Source organism: Acetoanaerobium pronyense (assembly GCF_017874355.1).
In the GTDB taxonomy this organism is placed as follows: Bacteria; Bacillota; Clostridia; order Peptostreptococcales; family Filifactoraceae; genus Acetoanaerobium; species Acetoanaerobium pronyense.
The window spans coordinates 25,555-46,362 of record NZ_JAGGLI010000024.1 but is presented as its reverse complement, the minus strand read 5'-3'; the positions used below and the strand labels follow the sequence as shown (position 1 = coordinate 46,362).

The following is a 20,808-nucleotide window of genomic DNA, read 5'->3' as shown; positions in this document are numbered from 1 at the left end:
TTAGGATATCTCAATTAAAAATTGGTAAGTTAAAGAAAAAAATAAATATGCTTAGACCATAAAAACTGGGTCTAAACATATTATACGAGGAGAATACCTTATGATTAAGTTGTTTGAAATATCTTTTTATCTTGGAGTCATTTTGACGTTAATAACCTTTGTGCTCGGTCAGTTTTTTGATTTTATGGACTTTAACGGACCTGATATTGACTTTGATACTGATGGATTTAATTTTATGAGCTTTTTAAAACCAAGTATTATAGTTCTTTTTTTTACAATATTTGGAGGAAGCGGTTTAATCTTAAGTCAAAGAGGCTATCCTGAGATAGTTACTATTATTTTAGCAGCATTATCTGGCCTATTAGGGGGATTTTTATTAGATAGGTTTGTAATAAGCAAACTAAAAAAATATGAAACCACAAGCGCTTCAAAGAGTGATTTTGTGGGATTAAAGGCAAGAGCTGCTCTTGATATGGAGGGTGACAAGGTAGGTTATATAATATATCAAATAAACGACAATACCTATCAATCTCCGGCAAAGGCTTTTGAAAACTCAGTCATCAAAAAAGGTGATTATGTCCTTATTATGGGATTTCGTGATAACCTTTTTTATGTAGAAAAAATTTAAAGGAGGTAATTTGGTGAATAGTGTTGTAATCGCAGCAATAATAGCTGTTGTCTTGATACTCTTAGTTTTAAGCATTCTTCTCATGTGGAAGAAGGTTCCTCAAGACAAAGCTATGGTAGTAACAGGACTTAAAAAGAGAGTAATATCCGGAGGCGGGGGCTTCGTTGTTCCACTGCTAGAAAGATCTGATAAGATCTCCCTTGAAAACATGAAGATAGAAGTAAGGACAGAAGGGGCTCTTACGGAACAAGGGGTAGACATAAGAGCCGATGGAGTAGCTGTACTTAAGGTAAGAAGCGACAAAGAAAGTATTCTTTGTGCAGTTGAGCAGTTCAATACAGGGAATGAACAAAAGACTATCGAAGTTATAAAAGATACTGCAAAAGATGTACTTGAGGGTAAGCTTAGAGAAATTATTTCCAAGATGTCAGTTGAAGAGATATATAAAGACAGGGAAAAGTTTGCATCTCAGGTGCAAGAAGTTGCAGCCCTTGACCTTTCAACTATGGGACTTGAAATCAAAGCCTTTACTATAAGAGATATTGGAGATAAAAATGGATATCTTGAGGCCCTTGGTAAGCCAAGAATAGCCGCAGTAAAAAGAGATGCTGATATTGCAGAATCACAGGCAAGAAAAGAAACTAAAATCAAGGTGGCAGAAGACAACAGACTTGGAGAAGAGGCTAGCCTTATAGCCGATACTCAAATTGCAGAAGCAAATAAAGTAAAAAACCTGAAAATAGAATCCTACAGAAAAGAACAGGAAACTTCAAAAGCAATAGCCGATTTAGCCTATGAAATCGAGGCAAATAAGGTAAAGAAAGAAGTTACTGAATCTGCAATGCAGGTTGAAATCATAAAAAAGGAACGTGAAATAGAGCTTCAGGAAAAAGAAGCATCAAGAAAAGAGAAAGAGCTTGATGCAACTATTAAAAAGCAGGCAGATGCTAGAAAGTATAGTCAGGAAAAAGATGCTGAAGGTAAAAAATATTCCGAAATCCAAGAAGCCGAAGCTCAAGCTAATGCAATTAGGCTAAGAGCACAGGCTGAGGCTGAATCCATAAAAATAAAAGGTTCCGCTGAGGCAGAGGCTATAATGGCAAAAGGGGAAGCGGAAGCTAAGACTATGGAAAAGAAAGCGGAAGCCTTCAAGCTTTATAATGAAGCGGCTATCACTCAAATGATTATAGAAAAGCTACCAGAAATTGCAAAATCAATTTCAGAGCCTCTTTCAAAAACAGAAAAAATCGTCATTGTAGACAGCGGCTCAAAAGGAGATTCAAAAGGTGGTGGTGCTTCAAAGGTTACAGGATATGTGACTGATATAATGTCTACTCTCCCTGAAACAGTAGAGGCTCTAACTGGATATAACCTAATGGATGCTCTAAAAAAAGTTGATAAAAATAAGATAAATGAGTTTTTCGTACAGGAAAATAAATACGAAAAAGAAAATACACCTAAGGAAGATATCAATAACAGCTCTGACTCAGAAGAATAAAAAATTGCTAATCTAATCTTAAATGTTTTATTTACAATAAAAGCAGGCTCTTTTATGATATATATCATAAAAGAGCCTGCTTTTTTAGAATTTAAATTTTTCTGCTAATCTCTAATGCTCCCTATCTCCTCTTTTTCTAAATAGTTTTGACAATAATTTCTTTAAAGGCTTAATTAAAAATACCGCTACTATAAGAACTGGTAAAAGCCAAAGTACAAAGGCAGCTGCAGATACTATAAAGTTTGCCCAAAAACCCATTCCATCCCTAAGACTAAAAATCAATCTCTCTAAAATATTGTCTCTTTCGTCTAGATTACTTGGTCCTCTTCTACTTCTAAGGTTTAGATTTATTACTGAATAATCGATTGCATTTTCAAGATAGTTGAGCTGACCTTGACTTGCTTCTATATCTTGCCTTACTCTTTGTAGCTCAGTTTCTATTTTTAGTAAATCTTCTACTGTTTCTGCCCTAGTCAAAAGATTTTGAAGAGTTTCCTCCTGAATCTTGAGTGTATCTAGTCTTGCCTTTGTGTCAATATACTCCCTTGTAACATCTTGAGTATATATATTTGAGGAGTTAAGCTCTCCCATAGTCTTTAGTTGTTCAAAGAGATTTTCAAATTCTTCGCTTTCAACCTTTATAGTAATATTCATATAACTTTGGTTTTCATAATTTGTTTCACTCATACTAAATACATATCCATTATATGCTTTTACTAATTCTGATATTTCGATATATGAGTCTTTTACGTCTTGAACCTCTAGACTTATATCTCCCTGCTTTATAAGCTTCTGATCTTCTAGCAAAGAACTATCTCCACCTTCACCCATTGCTCTATCTTGGCTAGCTATATCTTCATTTGGATATGAGCCAGTATCCATTGGCATACTAGATGAAGTTTCTTCAGCAGGTGAGGAACATCCTGTAAATACAAATAGTAATATAAATCCTATTAAAAATAATTTATTTTTCATACCGCGCCCCCTTTACTTTAAAATAATCTAAGTCTTAGTATAATTTTTTATATATTAAAAGGGAAGCAAAATACGCCTCCCTTTTGTCCTTATCTTCAGAGCTAAAATCAAACTGATTCTATAGGTATATTAGTTTCCTAAAAGAAACTCTATAAAATTTTCTTCGGAATAGGTTCTAGAATCTCTTATTTCTGTGTTTACTGGCATTTTTATCCATCTTCCATTAACAATATACTGGTTAGTATCTACAAGTACTTCGATAGTATTTTCATATTTTGTAAGGGAAACTTTTCTTTCCTGTGCATTCCATACTACGTTATACCCTAGAGCGTTTCCTATGCTTGCTACAGGAACCATCCTACTATTGTTTGAATAGTAACTTTGGCTTTCAATTATCTCTTTCACAGCTTGAGGTATTTCTGTTTCCACAGGCTCTTCAACTATTACATGACCTTCATCTTTTATCTCAGGTAAGACTATTATCTTTTGAGGAGATGTTTGAGGAGGTATGCTTCTTGTTGTAGCTGTATAAAAAACCATAAGTTCATTATTTTTTACATCCTCTGCTGAAAAATCAGTGTTTCCTTCTAAATCCTCAATAATAGTATTTTCTCCAATATTTAATTTTAGATTATTTATCATATCCTTTTCTGTGGATAGAAAATCTTCATCAAATTTGCTTACTTTAAGAGATCTACTATCAGAATCCATCACAACTATTACTTTTGGAGAATATTGTGGTGGATATATCAATATCATAGGCATAGTAACATCATAAAAAGCCTGAAGAGTATCTCCTACTTCTATAGATGATTTTTCCACCTTTGACATGCTTTCAAGACTATAGATAGGGGTCTTGTCAACATTCAGATGAATCTCTGAGCCATCTTTTGTATTTAGAAATATTCTGTCAAAGTGCTCAAGGTTTTCAACTTTGAACACCTCTCCTTCTAATTTCCCATAAAGAGATTTTTTTACTTCTTTGTTTTCTAGTCTTATCGGTACTACCTCATCCTCTATATTTAATGGTAACGTCTCTTGATTTGCAAATCCCATAACAGGATAAGCAGCTAATGAACCTACAAGGGTAACCGCTGCTAACCTTCTCATTGTTTTATTCATTGTTTTTTCTCCTTTCATCTAGCTAAACTAATAGCCATTTAAAAATAATCTATAGTTAAAGTTTATCAAATATATATTAAAAATTGGTGTCTAAACTAATACAAATAACTTACAAATTATTTACATAGAGTAAATATTAAAATATTAAATAGTAAATCTATTAAAACAAATCTTTTTTACATTTCTATAGATTTTATTTTAGTTAAAGCTAAAGGAATGATTATATTGCATCTATCTGCGCAATATAATCATTCCTTTTTATTTTACTTTAAAATAAATTTAGCTTGTTTTTTTCACAGTTTCTTTAACATTTATATTTTTCTTTAGCTTTACATCTGGTTCAGAAGGTATAGCAAAGTTTGGAATAAATCTATCCCACCCAGTCAGTGTAAGGATAAGAAGTGAAGAAACTGCCACCATCGCCATAAAGTTGTATCTTATTATATCCATAGCGCCAAACTCTTGGAGTGGATAAACAGCCGAAGCTATACCCACATAAAAACCTATATATACATGCCAAGGAATGAGCTGTGATCCAAATACTCCAAGAGCATCTCCAAAGGTTGCATTTCTAAGTCTAAGCTTGTACATCTGCTCCTCTGTAGCCTCAACGTTATCATCTGTAAGCTCTTTCATTATAGGTCCTATAGTTACAATCTGAGCCATTTCATCAGCTAGCGCCATATTTCCAAGTATTGCAAGAATACCATTTGAAAACATAAGCTGTCTTACGTTTTTTACAGTAGATGAGATAAACTTTGATATAGGAGCAAAGGCTTTGATTCTTCCCATAATACCTCCAAAAGCTCCAACCCACATCATCATTACAATAACCCAGCTTCCTGCATCTGAAAAACCTGTCTCCATAAGACCTAAAAATTCTCCAGCACTAGAGATAGTTCCTGCAAACATTCCAAATACAAAAGATGATACAATTCCAAGTCCAAGACATGCAAGTGTAGGCAGACCCTTGATTGCAGCTATAAGAACTATAACAAGGGGAATCATCATATAAACTGGAACCCCTTCTTGAACTTGATTAAGAAGAGACACAGCTGCTGGCCTTGCTTCTTCAAGATTAGCCCAAACCTCTGCTGGTATTTGATTGATTGCATCTCCTGCATTTCCCATAAAGCTCGGAAGACCCATAAATATACTAGTTGCAAATATTAAAATAGCACTTACAATAAGGCAGGATATTGACCATATGCCCTGATGTTTTATTCTATGTACTACCTCAACTCTTTGAATCCCTGAGCTTACAACAGTAGTATCCGAGATTAATCCTATATTATCTCCAAAGCAAGCTCCACCTGCTATAGCACCAACTGTAAGCATTATATTTCCGCCTACAATATGATTTAGCCATAAAAAAATCGGAGCACAGGCTGCAAAGGTTCCCCATGAAGTTCCTGTAGCTATTGAAAGTATAGATGTAACTAAAAATCCTGTAACAGCAATAGTTTTTGCTGTAAGTCCAAGACTTAGGGCAACATTTATGATAGAAGCTCCTACTCCTGTAGCCATAAATGATTCCGCCATTGCATAAGCAGCCATAAGAATAAAAAATACAAGCTGCATCTCTTTTACATTTTCCACAGCAGAGTCAACTATTTCCTGAAATTTCATCTTTTCAGATATCATAGCCACAATAGCTGCATAAACCGTGGCTACAGGGGCGGCCACTAGTGCATCAGTTCCCACAAACATCATTCCTGCAAGTAAAAACACGGGTGATAACTTAAAAAGTCCATTGACAAACATTTAAAATCTCCTCCTGATGATGAATTTTTATGCATTCGTCTTATTATAACATGGTGTTAAGAATATAACAAATGCACTTTTATGTCTTTTAATAGCTAAATATATCGTTTTCCCAGTATTACAGTCTTTAAAGACTTCTCTACTTTATATTAGATTTTTTTTATTTTTTTCATAAATATTCTAAATGAATAGTAGGCAGTAGGTATTATTATAAGAGTGAGGACTGTAGATACTAAAAGTCCACTCATAAGTGTGACTGCCATTGGCCTAAAAAGCTCACTTTTTGAAAAAAGTAGAGGCGTAAGTCCAATGACTGTGGTTACAGTACTTAAAACTATTGGTCTAAATCTCTTTCCTACAGCACCAATACAGGATTCCCTAAGTGGATTTCCCATATTTACATATGTGCTTATATAGTCCATAAGGACAATAGCATTGTTTACAACTATTCCAAAAAGACTTACTATCCCTAAAAGCGCCATAAATGAAAGAGGTTGATTGAGTACAAATAAACCAATGATAGACCCTATAGCCGAAAGTGGTATAGTAACTAAAATCACAAACGGTAAAGAGAAAGATCCAAACTGAAACAGAAGCACTCCATATATAAGAAGGACTGCTATTACTGCAGAAATCCCTATATCTCCAAAGTTTTCATTTATCCTTTCCCTTTCTCCATCAAATGTAATTCTTACGTTTCCAAAATCTTCACCTTTCATTTTTTCTTCTATTTGATTTTGTACCTCAACGGCATTATAGCCTTTAGTAACATCTGAAAAAAGAGATATATTTATTTCCCTGTCATATTTTCGAATCTCAGTCCATCTTCTTGTAAGCTCGATTTCAGCAATCTCCCTAAGTGGGACAAGCTCTCCTGTATATGAAGACTTGATAAAAATATTTTCTATATCCTCTTTAGAATTTCCTTTGCTTTTAAGGACTATATCATGCTCCTTTGCTTCTTTTCTAAATGTGGATACAGTTCTTCCTCTTAATGCATCCCTTATTTCTCTTTGGACATCATAATTTGTAATACCTAAAATGCTAGCTTTGTCTGAGTTTATTCTAACTTCAAACTCATAGCTTTGAGGGCTAAGATTGTCTTCTATATTTGTGGTTCCAGGGGTAGATGCTATGATATCCTTGATTTTCTTTTCCTCATACTGTATTTCTTCAATATCATTTCCAGAAAGTCTTATCACAATCGGTGCTCCCATAGGATAGCCCTGCTCAAGCTCCTTTACAACTGCGGTTCCTCCAGATATTATTTGATTTATATTTTTTTGCAGATAATCTGCATACTCTCTATTTCCTCTAAAATTTGGAGAGTTTTTCAAATCTAACCTCATCATTATTTGTCCAAAATCAGGCGATGGATTATATGGAGCTAATGCAATATAAAATTTTGGCAGGCCACCGCCTATAGCTGCAGTATATTCTATGACTTCATTTTCGTTTTCCAGAAATTCTGATATCTCATCAACAAGCATTTCTGTCTTATCCATATCTGCTGCTATTTCAGATTTTATATCTATATATAGTATATTTCCATCATCCTTTGGAAAAAACTGCAAATCTAGTCTTGTGGCAACAAATCCTGTAAGTCCAATCGTTATGAGAACTAATACTCCAACTAACTTTCTCTTTTGAAGTGCAGATTCCAAAACACTTTCCACTTTTTTTCTTATTTTGTATTGCTTGTTTGTATGATTTGTTTTTTTGAAAAGCATATATCCCAGTGTAGGAGTTACAAATATTGCAGTCAAATAAGATGCCGTAAGGGTTATTATTATAATTTGAGGAATACTTCTGATATACTGTCCTGCCGTTGATGGTAAAACTAAAAGAGGAAGAAAAGCACCAATTGTAGTAAGAGTTGATGTAAGCACAGGATAAGCCACCTCTTTTGTTCCCTCTGTGCAGGCAACTAATCTATCCTCCCCTTCATCTATTTTTGACTGTATTGAATCGCTGACAACAATTGCATTATCTACAAGCATTCCAAGTGAAATAATGAGTGCTGTTATAGAAATTTGATGTATTTTAATTCCAATAAGCTCTATTACAGCGAAGCTTATAAATATGGATAGAGGGATTGCTGTAGATACTACAAGGGCATTGCTTATTCCCATTCCAATAAAAACAACAAATATAACAAGTACTACCCCTTGGATTAGATTAAAGGTAAACTGTCTTACAAGGTTATCTACATCTCTAGGTTGAAAGCTTACCTCTGAAAAAACCAAATCTGTAGGAAGTTCACTTTTAATCCTATTAATTTCCTCTTCCACTTCTCTTCCAACAGAAACTACATTTTCATCATCTTTAAAATATCCTGCTAAAATCACACTTTCCAGTCCATCTTTTTTTACTTTATATGTGTTTTCCGATGTTTCGAGTCTAATATCCGCTATATCTTTGAGCCTCGCCACACTTCCATTTTCTGGAGATACTGCTATAACTGTATTTTCTATTTCTTCTAGGGACTCAAATAATCCCCTTACTTTTATGTTTATCTTTGAGTCTTCGCCCTCAATACTTCCCGTTGGCATTTCTATGTTTTGTGCCATTATTATATTTGATATATCTTCTATTGAAAGATTGTAGTATCTCAAAAGATTTAAGTCTATTTCCACAACAACTTCCTGATTTTGCTCTCCTGAAATATCAAATCTGGAAATACCCTTTATTTTCGATAAATCTGTTTTTACCTGTTCTGCATAGCTTCCAAGCTCATCATATGTATATCCTGCTCCGCTAAGACTTATTATTATCCCAGCAGTTTCTGTAAGATCAGTATTTACATCTATTGGAAGTACTCCATCTGGAAGCTCATTTTGAATAGATTGCATTTTTTGTCTTACTTCAGAATATGCCTTTTCGGTATCAGCTGTTTGGCTCAGGGTGATAACTACAACCGATACATCATCTCTTGATATAGACTCCGAATACTCAAACCCAGTAACAGAGGTTACTTCATCTTCTATCTTTCTAGTTACAAGTCTCTCCACATCAATTGGCGAAGCTCCAGGATATATACATGTAATGAGGACATTTGGGGCACTAAGGTCTGGAGCCTGTTGCTTCGGTGCCTTAATATAGCTATAGCTCCCAAATATTGCTGCAAGTACAAGGAGAAAGATAGTTATTCTTCTGTTTCTGATAGAGGCCTTGACCATACTTATTATCATAATAATCTACCTTTCTGTAATTTTGTCGCCAGGGTTTATATTGCGCATCCCTTCTATTATAAGTTTTTCCCCTTCATTAATACCAAGTATCTTTACATTGGAGCCATTTGTAGACAATATCTCTATCTCTTTTCTTAGAGCTATATCATCTTGATTTATATATACATAATCTTCTCCATCAGACATCATAGCAGATATAGGTATCCATATCCCTGTGTCCTGACCAGTTATTATCCTTATATCAACTATGCTTCCTAATGGAAGAGCCCCTTCATCTAAAGCTATTTCAGCCTCATAGGTTCTTGTATAAGAATCTGGAATATCTGAAATATAGGTTATTCTTCCTCTGTATTTATCTTCTCCATCTAAAACATATAGACTTGTGCCTAAGCTTACCTTGTCCATATCTTGCCTTGATATTCCTGTAGTAATTATTTGAGATTCCCCTCTTATAACCACAACTGGATACCCCTCGGATACAAAATCTCCTGATTTGTTTAAGACCTCAACAACATAACCATTCATATCCGATACTATTGATGAGCTATTTATCTGGTTTTGTCTGAAATTATAATCACTTTGAGCCAAACTCACATTGGACTGTGCCGCTCTTATATCTTCAGATCTTGTTCCTGTTTGAGCCTGTCTTAATGCAATCTCTGACTGTCTCATTTCATTTTCTCTAATATCTTTTTCAAGCCTTAACTTGTTTAAGTCATTTTCCGCTGTAGCACCTGCTTCATAAAGCTTTTCCATTCTTTGATACAAATCCTCTGTATACTCATATGCATCTTGAGCTTTTTTTAGATTTATTTCAAGTTGTTCTAACTCTTCTCTGGTAGCTCCATTTACAGCCTTATCATACTGAGCTCTAGCACCTTCAAGCTGAGCACTTGCTGCCTGAAGAGCAAAATTCAAATCCGTGGTGTCTAAAGTTGCTAAAACCTTTCCAGGACTTACTCTATCTCCTTTTTCCACCGAAATAGAGTTTATTTTCCCTCCTGTCTTGAAGGCAAAATTCTTTGTATCACTTACAGTCACGATTCCAGAGTATTTTATTGTATTTTCAATAGTTTGGATTTCTATTTCCTTTGTAATCACTGGTTTTATGGATTCTTCTAGAGAATCTTCTGGAGCCTGAGTGCATGCTGTAAAAATCATAGATATAATCAAGGCTAAAATAAAGATTATTTTTTTCATAGGATTTCATCCATCCTTTCCTTAAGATTTTCCAGCTGAATCTTCATAAATTTTCTTATAAAATCACCTAAAATTTGATTTTCTATACTTGATTTCAATATATATATAACACCTGTTATCATAGCTTCCACTTGTACCTTTAAGATAAATTCCTTGTGTTCATCATATGGCATAGTTCCCAAAAAACTTGATTTCATTCTTTCATTTACCATATCTACAACCATATCTTTATAGCTATCGTATTCGGTTCCATCGCTTCCTTCTATAAGTACAAGTAGCTCTTTTCTATGGGATTTACATAAATCCCCAAACATTGAAAGAGCTTCATCTAGGACCACATCCTCATCCTTGTCTTCTTCGTATTTTATTATATATAAAATCCTATCTAAAGCTGGGCGAACCACGTGATAGAATATATCTTCTTTATTTTCAAAATATCTATAAATATTTCCCGGTGATATATTACTATTTTGAGCTATTCTCCTTATTGAACCTTTTTCAAAACCAAAGGTGCTAAACTCTTCTAATGCAGATTTTAATATTTGATTCCTTATTTTGTCCTTTAAAAATTGCATAAATAAACCTCCGTTTACTATTGGTTCTAAAAAAACACCACGATTGTGAGTGAACATCAACCATGGTGTTTTTAAATATGTACGCAGGAAGTATTTCCTGCCAATAACGAAATTATATCAAAGTTTAAAGTTTCAAGCAAGTGTGATTTTTCACATTTTGCTTTAAATGCTCCCCCATCCTTGCATGCCTCCTGAAACGTTTTTTACATTGAATCCAGCCTTTTTGAGCATACTTGCTGCCATTTTGCTACTTCCTCCAACATAGCATATAACCAAATACTCTTTTTTCTTATCTAAAGTACCTATTTTTAAAGGAAGATTTTTAATGGGTATATTGATTGCTTTATTTATATGCCCTAATTTAAAAGCATCTTCATTCCTTATATCTATCATTACTGCTCCTTTTTTTATTTCTTGCTTCGCCTCTTCAGGCGAAATAGTGTCTACTTTAGGTCCAAATAAAAACATAATTTTCCTCCCATATAATATAATTGGTAATCATTTTTAATAATCCATATATTTATATATATAGATATATTTAATGAAATTATATCTCATTTCATTGCTTTTGGAAAGAAAATAATCTCTATTATAAATATTTATTGATATTATTTTCAAACTCAAACTAATATTCCTTTATATTAAGCTTTTATTTTTTCTATATCTATTTCCTCTTTATCCAAATCTTTAATTATTTTTAAAAATGAATCAGAAAATATATCCTTACCATAAAGATAAAAAGTAGTACTTACCGAAATAGAACATACTATAAGGGCTGGAAACATAAGATTGAAGTTTTTTGAAATCTCAATTGCTAGAATAATTCCCGAAAGTGGAGCATTAAAATATCCCGCAATCATTCCCCCTATTCCCAGTACTCCAAATAAAGGTCCATATTCATTAATCATAGTTTTACTATACAAACTCTGAAAAAGAATACCTGTAGCCGCTCCTATTGTTAAACCAGGATAAAAATTCCCACCTACAAATCCAGAACCTAAAGTTATTCCTGTTGTTAGAATTTTTAAAGCAATAATACTTAAAAGAATATATACTCCAAACTCTCCTTTTAATATATTAATAGTAGTATAAGAATGGATTTCAAAATTTAATGGAAATATAAATCCGATAATTCCTACTATTGCTCCTGCAATAACTAATCTCCTAAATAAACTTTTTGATTTGCTAAAAAAAATCGTAAAAATTTTTATTGATTTTATATATATGATTGATATAAGTCCTATAATAAATCCAAAGAATACAAATAATAGTAACACTTTTATATCTATATAATTGAAATTTATTATATTTATATTGTAATCTACACCTTCATAAAAAATTTTAGAAATAATAAACGAAGTAGTACTCCCCAATACAACAGGTGCAAAAAAGTTCATATACTGCTTTTTAAATAAGACTTCAAGAACAAATACTGAGGCAAACAACGGCATACCAAATACAGCAGCAATAGCCGAAGCTGCTCCACAACCTATCATTAATCTTATTGTTTCACTATCCATTTTGAGTTTATATCCTATATTAGATCCTATTGACGAACCAAGATGTACTATAGGACCAAATCTTCCAGCCGATAGCCCAAAAACTAGAGTAACGATAGACAGAATAACTTTTATGATAACATTTAAAGGTTTCATTAAAAAAGTATTTATAATACTAAGTTCTACTAAAACTTGAACTATTCCAATCCCTGTTGAATCTGTCTTCAAAAAAGTCTTATAAAGATAAAAAGTAATGATTCCAGCTAATACCGGAAAAAAAATGTACATATATGGTAACTGACGAAGGAGCAAACTTACACCTTCTACTCCAGTATCTATTATTATGTTAAAAAGAACCGAAATAAAACTTGTAGTTATTCCAATTGAAAGTGCTATTCCTATATTTTTTAATACAGAAAAATTCCTATAACTCAAATTCATCATTCCTTCCCACTAAAATAAATTATATCAAAAAAACTCCAAGAGAAAATCTCTTAGAGTTTTTTAATGTACTTTTTATTGAATTTTTTTAACTGAAGGTTGTTTAGTGTTTTCATCTTTAGAGGTTTTTATATAGGTATAGAAATATATTGCGCCTACAAAAAGGCTGCCTCCAATAATATTTCCTAAAGTTACAGGAATTAAGTTTTTAGTTATAAAGTTTAGCCAGCTCAGCTTTGAAAGAGCATCTAACCCTAGCCCTGATGCCAAGGCCAGTGCAGGATCTGATTTTGCTAATATCCCTGCCGGTATATAATACATGTTTGCTACGCTATGCTCGAAACCTGAAGTGATAAAAAGCCAAATTGGAAAAAAGATTGCAAGGATTTTTCCAGCTATATCCTTTGCTCCATATGACATCCATACAGCTAGGCAAACTAGCCAGTTGCACATTATTCCAAGATATACAGCAGGCATAAAACCAAGGGATGTCTTATATGATGCTATTTTTATAGTTACTCCTCCTAAAAGGTTTGCTCCAGTATGCAGTTGTCCGCTTTTTACTATGAAAAATGCTATAAGCAAGGACCCTATAAAATTGCCTATATATACTAAAATCCAGTTTCTCAACATTTCAGATAATTTTACTTTTTTGTCAAGAACTCCTGCAATAATAAGGGTGTTTCCTGTAAAAAGTTCTCCTCCTGCTATAATAACAAGCATCAGCCCTGTTCCAAATATAGCCCCTGCCAAGGCTTTTCCTAGACCTACAGTCTCTGGTTTGGAAAAAAGTATATAAGATGCCATATTAGAACCTTGAGATGCAAAAGCTATAAATGCTCCTGCCAAAATTCCCAGCAAAAGCAGGTTCATTGTAGAATTTTTAACTTTTTTAATTCCAGTATCTACCGTATATGATGCTATTTCTTTTGGGGATAGAAAATTATTCAATATAAAGTCTCCTTTTAAATTATTCAATAAGTTTTTCAGGGAATAATATAATAGCCATTAAAAATATTAGCTATTAAAAAGAAAAATGTCAACCTATCTTTCAATATTTCTTAAAAGACTTTCCCTTTCATTCCATTTTCCCCAAACCATAATTCCTTCTATGGTTTTAGTATTATTTATATCCTCTAATGGATTTGCTGATAATAATATTAAATCTGCCTCTTTTCCCACTTCAACTGTACCTAGTCTTTCTATCTCTCCCAAAAATTCTGCTGGATTGTATGTAGCTGCTTTTAATGCTTCATATGGAGTTAGACCTGCTCCTACAAGATAATATAGTTCATTGTGAAGGGAAAACCCAGGCACTACAAAAGGATTGTTAGCATCTGTTCCTGCAAGAATTCTTCCCCCCTTCTCATGTATGACTCTTAAAATATCCTGAGAAACTTTAACATTCATATCCCTATTTAAATCCTTAGTCATATCTTTCCAGAACTCTACAGTTTCAGGATTTATGTATTCAAGCCCTTCTATATCTTCTCCCATTGAAGCTATATGAGATACAGATAAGGTTGGAGTGTTCCATACATTTTTTTCTGCGGTCATTTTAGCTTCGTTTTCTATATTAGATTTACTGTAGCCGCTTAGATGCTCTATAGAGTCTTGCCCTAATTCAAGAACCTTTTCAATACCTACATTCCTCGGAACATGCCCTACCACCCTAAATCCGATTTCATCTGCAGTTTTTACAATCTCTTCATAAACATCCATATCCAAAAGTTCATAGATTTTGATAGACTCATATCCATTTTCTTTTATCTTAATTACTTCTTCTCTTGCCTTTTCTTTGCTATCTACAACTAGACTTCCTTCCCATATCGGATCCAGACCATCCATGATTGGTCCTGTTGTAAATATTTTAAGTCCTACTTTTCTTTGGTCATTAAATTTCTTTATTCTAAGAACCTCAGGCCTTCCCCACATATTTTGGACTCCTGTCACTCCATTATATAAATAAAGAGCTTCGTCAACTTTATAGTTGTGTATATGTACATGCATATCTATAAGACCTGGCATTAAATATTTTCCTTTTCCATTAATAAGTTGTGCATCATCTGGAATAATAACATCTTCTGCTTTTCCTATTTCACAAATCACACCATCTTTTATGATTACAGTTTGATTTTCTAGCACACTATTCTCTGTCATAGTAATAAGATTTACGTCTTCAAATGCAACAAAAACTTCTTCTGAAGGTTCTGCTACCTGATAATTTGTAGCACCTTGTTCATTTTGATTGTCCAGAGAATCTATTTCTTGATTACTACATCCTACAAATAATAAACTAGCTATGAATACAAAAAACATGAGTTTGCTATTTAAAGCTCTAACCTTCTCCATATATTATCCTCCGTATGCTTTTTTATTTTATATATAATTTCGTTTCATAACTATCTTATTCTTTAAAGAAATCATTAAATCCTTTATTTTCCCTACAAAAAATCCTAAAAAAGCCAATAAGCTTCTTTAGGATTTTTATTTAATAATAATCTTATTCCCATATTTTAAATTTCATTTTTCTAAAATAAAAGTGCTAATTTTATAATTGGACTAAACATTAAATCTAAACTTTACTCCCTTTGAAAGATATGCATAAAGAGGATATCCTATTAGAAAAGATGCAAGTGCCTGAGTAGCGTCAAATATAAGCCCTTGAGCTGCTACCGCAAAGCTGGAATACATAAAGCTTGCTACTAGAAAATATCCACCCACCATAAAAATCACTCCTAGAAGTGAACCATATATTCCTGCTAGTTTAGTCTTTCCAAGTTTTAGAAATACCCATCCTATGATATAACCCTCAAGACCCTTCACTATAAGAGTAAATAATGCATAGTGAGCATATCCAGAAAGTAAATCAGCCAAAGCAGAACCTATCCCTCCAGCTATCATCCCTGCAACAGGTCCAAATAATAATGACGAAACTATAATAAAAGAGTCTCCGATGTTTATGAATCCGTTTGTAACTGGAATATGAATTTTTATAGCCATTGTGCCGATACACACAAGAGAAATTAACATCCCATATAGTACTGTTTTTTGGGTTTTAGACATATTAACCCCCTCCTTCTTATACTTTAATTTTATATAAAAAGAAGGGAGCTTTCAATAGAAATTGTATCGGTACATTTCCATTTCTATTATAAACAGTGCTTTTTAGTTACTATCAAACAATATTTGAATAAAGCTTTTTTAAAGAAAATACTCCAACTATATTTTCTCCTTTATCAATAACTGGAATATTTTCCTCTCCCAGCTCAATACATTTTTGTATCCCCTCAAGTACCGAAGCATCATCATAAATTGAGGCTAACTTGTTTTGAAGAGTATCCCTTGGAGCATCTTCCCTAGGAATTATATCTTTGATTTTTAGGATATTCAAATAAGCCATAAAATCCTTGGACTGAAAAAAGTGATTTGCATATTCGCTTCTTCCTTCAGAAAGAACAAAATCTTTCTTTTTTTCATTTCTCTCTATTTTTCCTTCGTTTAGAAGTACAATCCTACTACCTAGCTTTATTGCCTCTTCAATATCATGGGTCACAAAAATAATTGTCTTTTTTAATAGCTTATGAATACTGATTATCTCTTCTTGAAGATTTCTTCTAGTAATCTCGTCTACAGCCCCAAATGGTTCATCCATGAGTATTATCTGAGGGTCTGCTGCAAGTGCTCTTGCTACCCCTACTCTTTGTTGCTGACCTCCACTTAGCTCTTTAGGATATCTGTGAAGAAATGACTTGTCCATACCTACAATCTCAATCAGCTCTCTTGCCCTCTCTTTTTGCCTATTTTTTGGAGTCTTTATCAAATTAAGAACATAGGTTATATTGTCTTCTATATTCAGATGTGGCAAAAGACCAATTTGCTGAATCACATACCCTATTTGCCTTCTAAGCTCTATAAGATTCCAATCCTTTATAGATTTTTCTTTTATTATAATATTTCCAGAATCAGGGGAAAGAAGTCCGTTTATCATCCTTAGTATAGTAGTTTTTCCGCATCCAGATGGTCCAAGAAGTACAAGAAACTCACCCTCTTCAACCTTGATGGAAAAATCCTTCAATACTTCATTTTCGCCATAAGATTTGTTAACACCTTCAAACTCTATTACTGGCATTAAATCAATCCTTTCTCCCTTAAAAATTCTTCAGCTACGTCTTCTGGGTCTCTATTTTCGTTTTCTACATAGTAGTTCATCTGTATCATATCCTCATCAGTAATCTGATCGCTCATCATTTGAAGTACTTCTTCAAGCTCTGGATATCTTTCCAGTGTTTCTTTTCTAATAAGTGTTGCCGCTTGATAAGAAGGGAAGAAATTTCTATTGTCTTCAAGTACCTTAAGATCATATTCTAAAAGTAGTCCATCAGTAGAAAATGCGTTGATTACATCTACTTGACCGGAACCTATAGCCTCATATTTCAGACCTATATCCATCTCTTTTAAATCTCTAAAATTAAAACCATATATTTCATTTAAACCATTGTAGCCATCTTCTCTTTCAAAGAAGTCGTACTCAGCCCCAAATACCAGCTGATCACTTATCTGTGCAAGGTCATCATAAGTCTCAAGGTTATACTGGTTTGCTACTTCTTCCTTAATGGCTAAAGCATAGGTGTTATTAAAACCATATATATCAAGCCATGTGATTTCATATTCCTCTTCGTATCTGTCTTTTACGTGACTATATAACTCCTGTGGATCAGTGATTAAATCTTCTTTTAATACAAAAAGAAGTCCTGTTCCAGTATATTCTGGATATATATCTATTTCTCCATTAATCATCCCTGGATGGATATTGGAAGTTCCTCCGCCTATTCCTAGCTTTTTCTCAACCAAAATATCAGTATGATTTTCTATGAGCAAAGTAATCATTTCTGCTAGTATATATTGCTCAGCATGAGGTTTTGATGCCACTACAACTGTTTTTGAGGCAGCAGCTTGACATCCAGATATAAAAAGAAGCATAAATATCAACATACCTGAAACTAAAATCTTTTTCATAATATCCTCCTTAGGTTCCCAAATATTTTCTTTTTATCACTTTTTCAAATATTCCAAGGATAAAATCAACAGTAAAGGCAAGAAGAGCCACAAGAAGACTTCCTGCAAATGTCATGACAGGGAAATTAGTAGTGATTCCCCTCCAGATAGCTACTCCAAGTCCACCTGCTCCTATAAAAGATGCTATCCCCCCTAAAGCTATAGTCATTACAACCATAGTCCTAAACCCAGCAAATATTACAGGTATTGCAAGGGGTATCTGAACCTTAAAAAGTAGCTGGCTATCTGTGCTTCCCATTCCAATTGCTGATTGTATCAAAAAAGGGTCTACTTCATTTATTCCTACAAAGGTATTCCTTATCATCGGAAGAAGGCCGTATATACAAAGAGCAATAAGGGCGGTTTTATTTCCAATTCCTGTGACTGCAACTAAAAATCCAAACAGGGCTATTGAAGGTATTGTATATATTATATTTACAACGCCCATTAAAAAACTGGCCACTACCTTGTTTCTTGTCATATATATTCCAAGAGCAATACCTACTAAAGTGATTATGGATATAGCCAAAAAAGTAAGATAAATATGCTGAATTAAAAGAGATAGGAAAAAGTCCCTTCTTTCAATAAAAAGCTTTATTACATTGTTCAAAAAAGTAATGTTCACCACCCCTTTCTTTAATTTCTACTTCAATATTCATACCCAAAATATTATTTGTATTCTATATTTTTCAAATAAAAAACGTACTTTATGAGTTTTATCATAAAATACGCTTTATTTTGTGAATAAGATTTTATTTTATATTTCGAATTGATTTATTTTTTGATTCATGGACTTAACAATTTCATTTAGAGCAATTGAAAGTTCAGCAAGTTCATGATTCGTAGCACTATGTTGCTCTGTAGAAGCAAGAACTTCTTCTGTTGAGGCTGCAGTTTCTTCAGTTATGGCAGATATATTTTCCATAACCGAAACTATGGAGTTTTTGCTATCAATAGAAATTTCCATTGATTCTTTGACATCATTTATACTTTCAACTATCTCTTTGATAGCTTCTGTGATTTTTTCAAATGTCTCTTTTGTTTTTTCTGTACTTATACTTTGGCTTTGTACTGTATTTTTTACTTTTTCCATTGTTGCTACAGTTTTACTAACATCATTCGATATATCATTTATTATATCTTCTATTTTTTTAGTCGAATTACTGGACTCATCTGCAAGCTTTCTTATTTCACCAGCTACTACAGCAAACCCTCTACCCGCTTCACCAGCTCTTGCTGCTTCTATTGCAGCATTTAGAGAAAGTAGGTTTGTTTGCTCAGAAATTCCTCTGATAATTTGTATTATATTTCTGATGCTTTGAGATTTTTGGCTAAGCTGAGAGACTATATTATATATTTCTTTTGTATAATCTTCACTATCTCTCGTTGTATCGCTTAATTCACCAACTACTAATATGCCTTCTTTATTAAGAATGCTTACCTCATCGGATTTAATCTGCATATTTGTAGCCTTTTCAGATACTAAATCAAGCTGCCCTGAAAGGTCAATTATTTTTTGAAGTCCATTTTCTGCATCTTTCGCCTGATCGTTTGCACCTTTTGCCACTTCATTGATTGCATCTGAAAGCTGCTCTCCAATTACTGCTGAATCATCAGAAGATTTTATAAGTTTTAAAGATGATTCTGAAACTTCATCAGATACATTTTTTAGTTCCCCAACTAATATACCGAATTTTTCCATCATTTCATTAAAGCTTTTCGAAAGATTCCCTAGTTCATCTCTTTGGATACTTAAAGACCTAACCCTTAAGTCTCCTTTTTCAGCTTTCTCCATTAGTTTCATAATATTAGTTAAAGGCAATACTATTAATCTTCTTGAAAATAAATATATGACAATTCCAGATAGTGCTATTGCAAATAAAGAAGCCAGTGTTATAGTTACTTTTAGCCTATCAAGTGGTCCTTCAAACTCTCCTCTTGAAACCTCAACAACAACTATATTATCCCCTATCTCAGTAAAACTAGAATATTTGTTGTCATTTTCTAGCTCATAATCTATGTTTCCATTTTTTTGAGCAATTATATCTGCTCCCCAACTGGTTTCATTTAGATTTGTGCCGATAAATCTTGAATCTGTATGAGCTCTTATTATGCCATCTTCTCCAACTAAAAAAGCATTTCCTGAAAATCCTACGTTGGCATTTGAAACTAGGTTGTCAATATCACTGCTTCTTATCACTTCTTCAAGTTCACTTGGAAGGACTCCAATCTGGACTACTCCTGGAGAATCTATTCTAGATACTCCAATATATTGAAAATATCTTCCATCTGTTCCTCGTTCTGATGCCTCTTGTGCCAACTCAAAATTGGCCATGTTTACTCCTTCATAAAAAGGCATTGTCTGCTCAGTAGTTGAAAAATCAAAGCCAAAAAAATCAGGGACATTTCCCCATCTTAGTACTCCATTTTCATCTGTCACATGTATCTCTTCCACTCCAACTCCCTTTGCAAGCTCTATCATAGATTGAGTCTCAAGGAGAGATGGGTTAAGTGCGATTGCCTCTGCAATAAGTTTTGCTTGTATCAAAAAATTTTTATTTAGAGCCTCCGTGAGGGTATCTATTGTCTCTTTACTGTTTTCTATACTAGCAGTTATTTCTTCGACTTCACTAGAGGATACCACTTCCATTTGCTCCTCTATAATATCTTTCTGCTGCAAAAACGAATATACAGATATCCCTCCGATACTTATTGAAAGTATTAAAAGCACAGGCACCATAAGCCTAAAGCCAACACTTACTATCTTTTCTTTTTCATCCATATACTTCACACCATCCCGAACTTTAATTTTATATTATCACCTGATACCAATTATATCATTTTAAAAACAGAACAA

The 20,808-nt window shown here is 33.4% G+C and carries 17 protein-coding genes; 2 read left to right on the top strand and 15 right to left on the bottom strand.

The features are described 5' to 3' along the window. Window positions 1–100 precede the first annotated feature (100 nt). Window positions 101–628 (top strand): hypothetical protein, encoded by a 528-nt coding sequence (locus J2Z35_RS10310; protein WP_209661324.1) that lies wholly within the window; start codon window positions 101–103, stop codon window positions 626–628. A 13-nt stretch (window positions 629–641) separates the two neighbouring features. Continuing rightward, window positions 642–2,126, top strand: a complete 1,485-nt coding sequence (locus tag J2Z35_RS10305) for a flotillin family protein (protein ID WP_330623431.1) — start codon at window positions 642–644, stop codon at window positions 2,124–2,126. 111 nt (window positions 2,127–2,237) lie between these two features. On the opposite strand, the gene J2Z35_RS10300 is transcribed toward J2Z35_RS10305, so the two are convergent. From J2Z35_RS10300 to J2Z35_RS10235, 15 genes are all read right to left on the bottom strand, one after another. After that, window positions 2,238–3,101, bottom strand: a complete 864-nt coding sequence (locus tag J2Z35_RS10300) for a DUF4349 domain-containing protein (protein WP_209661323.1) — start codon at window positions 3,099–3,101, stop codon at window positions 2,238–2,240. 129 nt (window positions 3,102–3,230) lie between these two features. Further along, window positions 3,231–4,223, bottom strand: a complete 993-nt coding sequence (locus tag J2Z35_RS10295; RefSeq protein ID WP_209661322.1) for a copper amine oxidase N-terminal domain-containing protein — start codon at window positions 4,221–4,223, stop codon at window positions 3,231–3,233. A 279-nt stretch (window positions 4,224–4,502) separates the two neighbouring features. After that, window positions 4,503–5,987 (bottom strand): Na+/H+ antiporter NhaC family protein, encoded by a 1,485-nt coding sequence (locus J2Z35_RS10290; RefSeq protein ID WP_209661321.1) that lies wholly within the window; start codon window positions 5,985–5,987, stop codon window positions 4,503–4,505. Window positions 5,988–6,136: 149 nt separating this feature from the next. Then, on the bottom strand, window positions 6,137–9,178 hold the full coding sequence (locus J2Z35_RS10285) for an efflux RND transporter permease subunit (protein WP_209661320.1): 3,042 nt from the start codon (window positions 9,176–9,178) through the stop codon (window positions 6,137–6,139). Between the two features lie 6 nt (window positions 9,179–9,184). Then, window positions 9,185–10,378, bottom strand: coding sequence for an efflux RND transporter periplasmic adaptor subunit (locus J2Z35_RS10280; RefSeq protein WP_209661319.1), 1,194 nt, complete (start codon window positions 10,376–10,378; stop codon window positions 9,185–9,187). Next, on the bottom strand, window positions 10,375–10,953 hold the full coding sequence (locus J2Z35_RS10275; protein WP_209661318.1) for a TetR/AcrR family transcriptional regulator: 579 nt from the start codon (window positions 10,951–10,953) through the stop codon (window positions 10,375–10,377). Before J2Z35_RS10275 ends, J2Z35_RS10280 begins: the two co-directional genes overlap by 4 nt. Before the next feature lie 162 nt (window positions 10,954–11,115). After that, window positions 11,116–11,421, bottom strand: a complete 306-nt coding sequence (locus J2Z35_RS10270) for a rhodanese-like domain-containing protein (RefSeq protein ID WP_209661317.1) — start codon at window positions 11,419–11,421, stop codon at window positions 11,116–11,118. Between the two features lie 173 nt (window positions 11,422–11,594). Beyond that, a complete protein-coding gene (locus J2Z35_RS10265; protein WP_209661316.1) occupies window positions 11,595–12,896 on the bottom strand; it encodes a chloride channel protein in 1,302 nt (433 codons plus the stop codon). 72 nt (window positions 12,897–12,968) lie between these two features. Continuing rightward, window positions 12,969–13,844, bottom strand: coding sequence for a formate/nitrite transporter family protein (locus tag J2Z35_RS10260; RefSeq protein ID WP_209661315.1), 876 nt, complete (start codon window positions 13,842–13,844; stop codon window positions 12,969–12,971). Window positions 13,845–13,937: 93 nt separating this feature from the next. Beyond that, window positions 13,938–15,245 carry an amidohydrolase family protein gene (locus J2Z35_RS10255; protein WP_209661314.1) on the bottom strand — a complete coding sequence of 436 codons (1,308 nt, stop codon included), beginning with the start codon at window positions 15,243–15,245 and terminating at the stop codon, window positions 13,938–13,940. Window positions 15,246–15,455: 210 nt separating this feature from the next. Beyond that, a complete protein-coding gene (locus J2Z35_RS10250; protein ID WP_209661313.1) occupies window positions 15,456–15,959 on the bottom strand; it encodes an ECF transporter S component in 504 nt (167 codons plus the stop codon). Window positions 15,960–16,071: 112 nt separating this feature from the next. Beyond that, a complete protein-coding gene (locus J2Z35_RS10245; protein ID WP_209661312.1) occupies window positions 16,072–17,025 on the bottom strand; it encodes an ABC transporter ATP-binding protein in 954 nt (317 codons plus the stop codon). Continuing rightward, complete coding sequence (locus tag J2Z35_RS14695; RefSeq protein ID WP_245330850.1) at window positions 17,025–17,912, bottom strand: glycine betaine ABC transporter substrate-binding protein; 888 nt, start codon at window positions 17,910–17,912, stop codon at window positions 17,025–17,027. Before J2Z35_RS14695 ends, J2Z35_RS10245 begins: the two co-directional genes overlap by 1 nt. Window positions 17,913–17,922: 10 nt before the next feature. Continuing rightward, window positions 17,923–18,561: an ABC transporter permease gene (locus J2Z35_RS14690; RefSeq protein WP_245330849.1), complete on the bottom strand. Its 639-nt coding sequence runs from the start codon at window positions 18,559–18,561 to the stop codon at window positions 17,923–17,925. Window positions 18,562–18,708: 147 nt separating this feature from the next. After that, window positions 18,709–20,733, bottom strand: a complete 2,025-nt coding sequence (locus tag J2Z35_RS10235; protein WP_209661311.1) for a methyl-accepting chemotaxis protein — start codon at window positions 20,731–20,733, stop codon at window positions 18,709–18,711. Window positions 20,734–20,808: the final 75 nt, after the last annotated feature.

Excerpts from the sequence above, each read along its gene's own strand:
- J2Z35_RS10310 (WP_209661324.1), top strand. The coding sequence starts at position 101 with ATGATTAAGTTGTTTGAAATATCTTTTTATCTTGGAGTCATTTTGACG.
- J2Z35_RS10300 (WP_209661323.1), bottom strand. The coding sequence starts at position 3,101 with ATGAAAAATAAATTATTTTTAATAGGATTTATATTACTATTTGTATTT.
- J2Z35_RS10295 (WP_209661322.1), bottom strand. The coding sequence starts at position 4,223 with ATGAATAAAACAATGAGAAGGTTAGCAGCGGTTACCCTTGTAGGTTCA.
- J2Z35_RS10290 (WP_209661321.1), bottom strand. The coding sequence starts at position 5,987 with ATGTTTGTCAATGGACTTTTTAAGTTATCACCCGTGTTTTTACTTGCA.
- J2Z35_RS10285 (WP_209661320.1), bottom strand. The coding sequence starts at position 9,178 with ATGATAATAAGTATGGTCAAGGCCTCTATCAGAAACAGAAGAATAACT.
- J2Z35_RS10280 (WP_209661319.1), bottom strand. The coding sequence starts at position 10,378 with ATGAAAAAAATAATCTTTATTTTAGCCTTGATTATATCTATGATTTTT.
- J2Z35_RS10275 (WP_209661318.1), bottom strand. The coding sequence starts at position 10,953 with ATGCAATTTTTAAAGGACAAAATAAGGAATCAAATATTAAAATCTGCA.
- J2Z35_RS10270 (WP_209661317.1), bottom strand. The coding sequence starts at position 11,421 with ATGTTTTTATTTGGACCTAAAGTAGACACTATTTCGCCTGAAGAGGCG.
- J2Z35_RS10265 (WP_209661316.1), bottom strand. The coding sequence starts at position 12,896 with ATGATGAATTTGAGTTATAGGAATTTTTCTGTATTAAAAAATATAGGA.
- J2Z35_RS10255 (WP_209661314.1), bottom strand. The coding sequence starts at position 15,245 with ATGGAGAAGGTTAGAGCTTTAAATAGCAAACTCATGTTTTTTGTATTC.
- J2Z35_RS10250 (WP_209661313.1), bottom strand. The coding sequence starts at position 15,959 with ATGTCTAAAACCCAAAAAACAGTACTATATGGGATGTTAATTTCTCTT.
- J2Z35_RS10245 (WP_209661312.1), bottom strand. The coding sequence starts at position 17,025 with ATGCCAGTAATAGAGTTTGAAGGTGTTAACAAATCTTATGGCGAAAAT.
- J2Z35_RS14695 (WP_245330850.1), bottom strand. The coding sequence starts at position 17,912 with ATGAAAAAGATTTTAGTTTCAGGTATGTTGATATTTATGCTTCTTTTT.
- J2Z35_RS10235 (WP_209661311.1), bottom strand. The coding sequence starts at position 20,733 with ATGGATGAAAAAGAAAAGATAGTAAGTGTTGGCTTTAGGCTTATGGTG.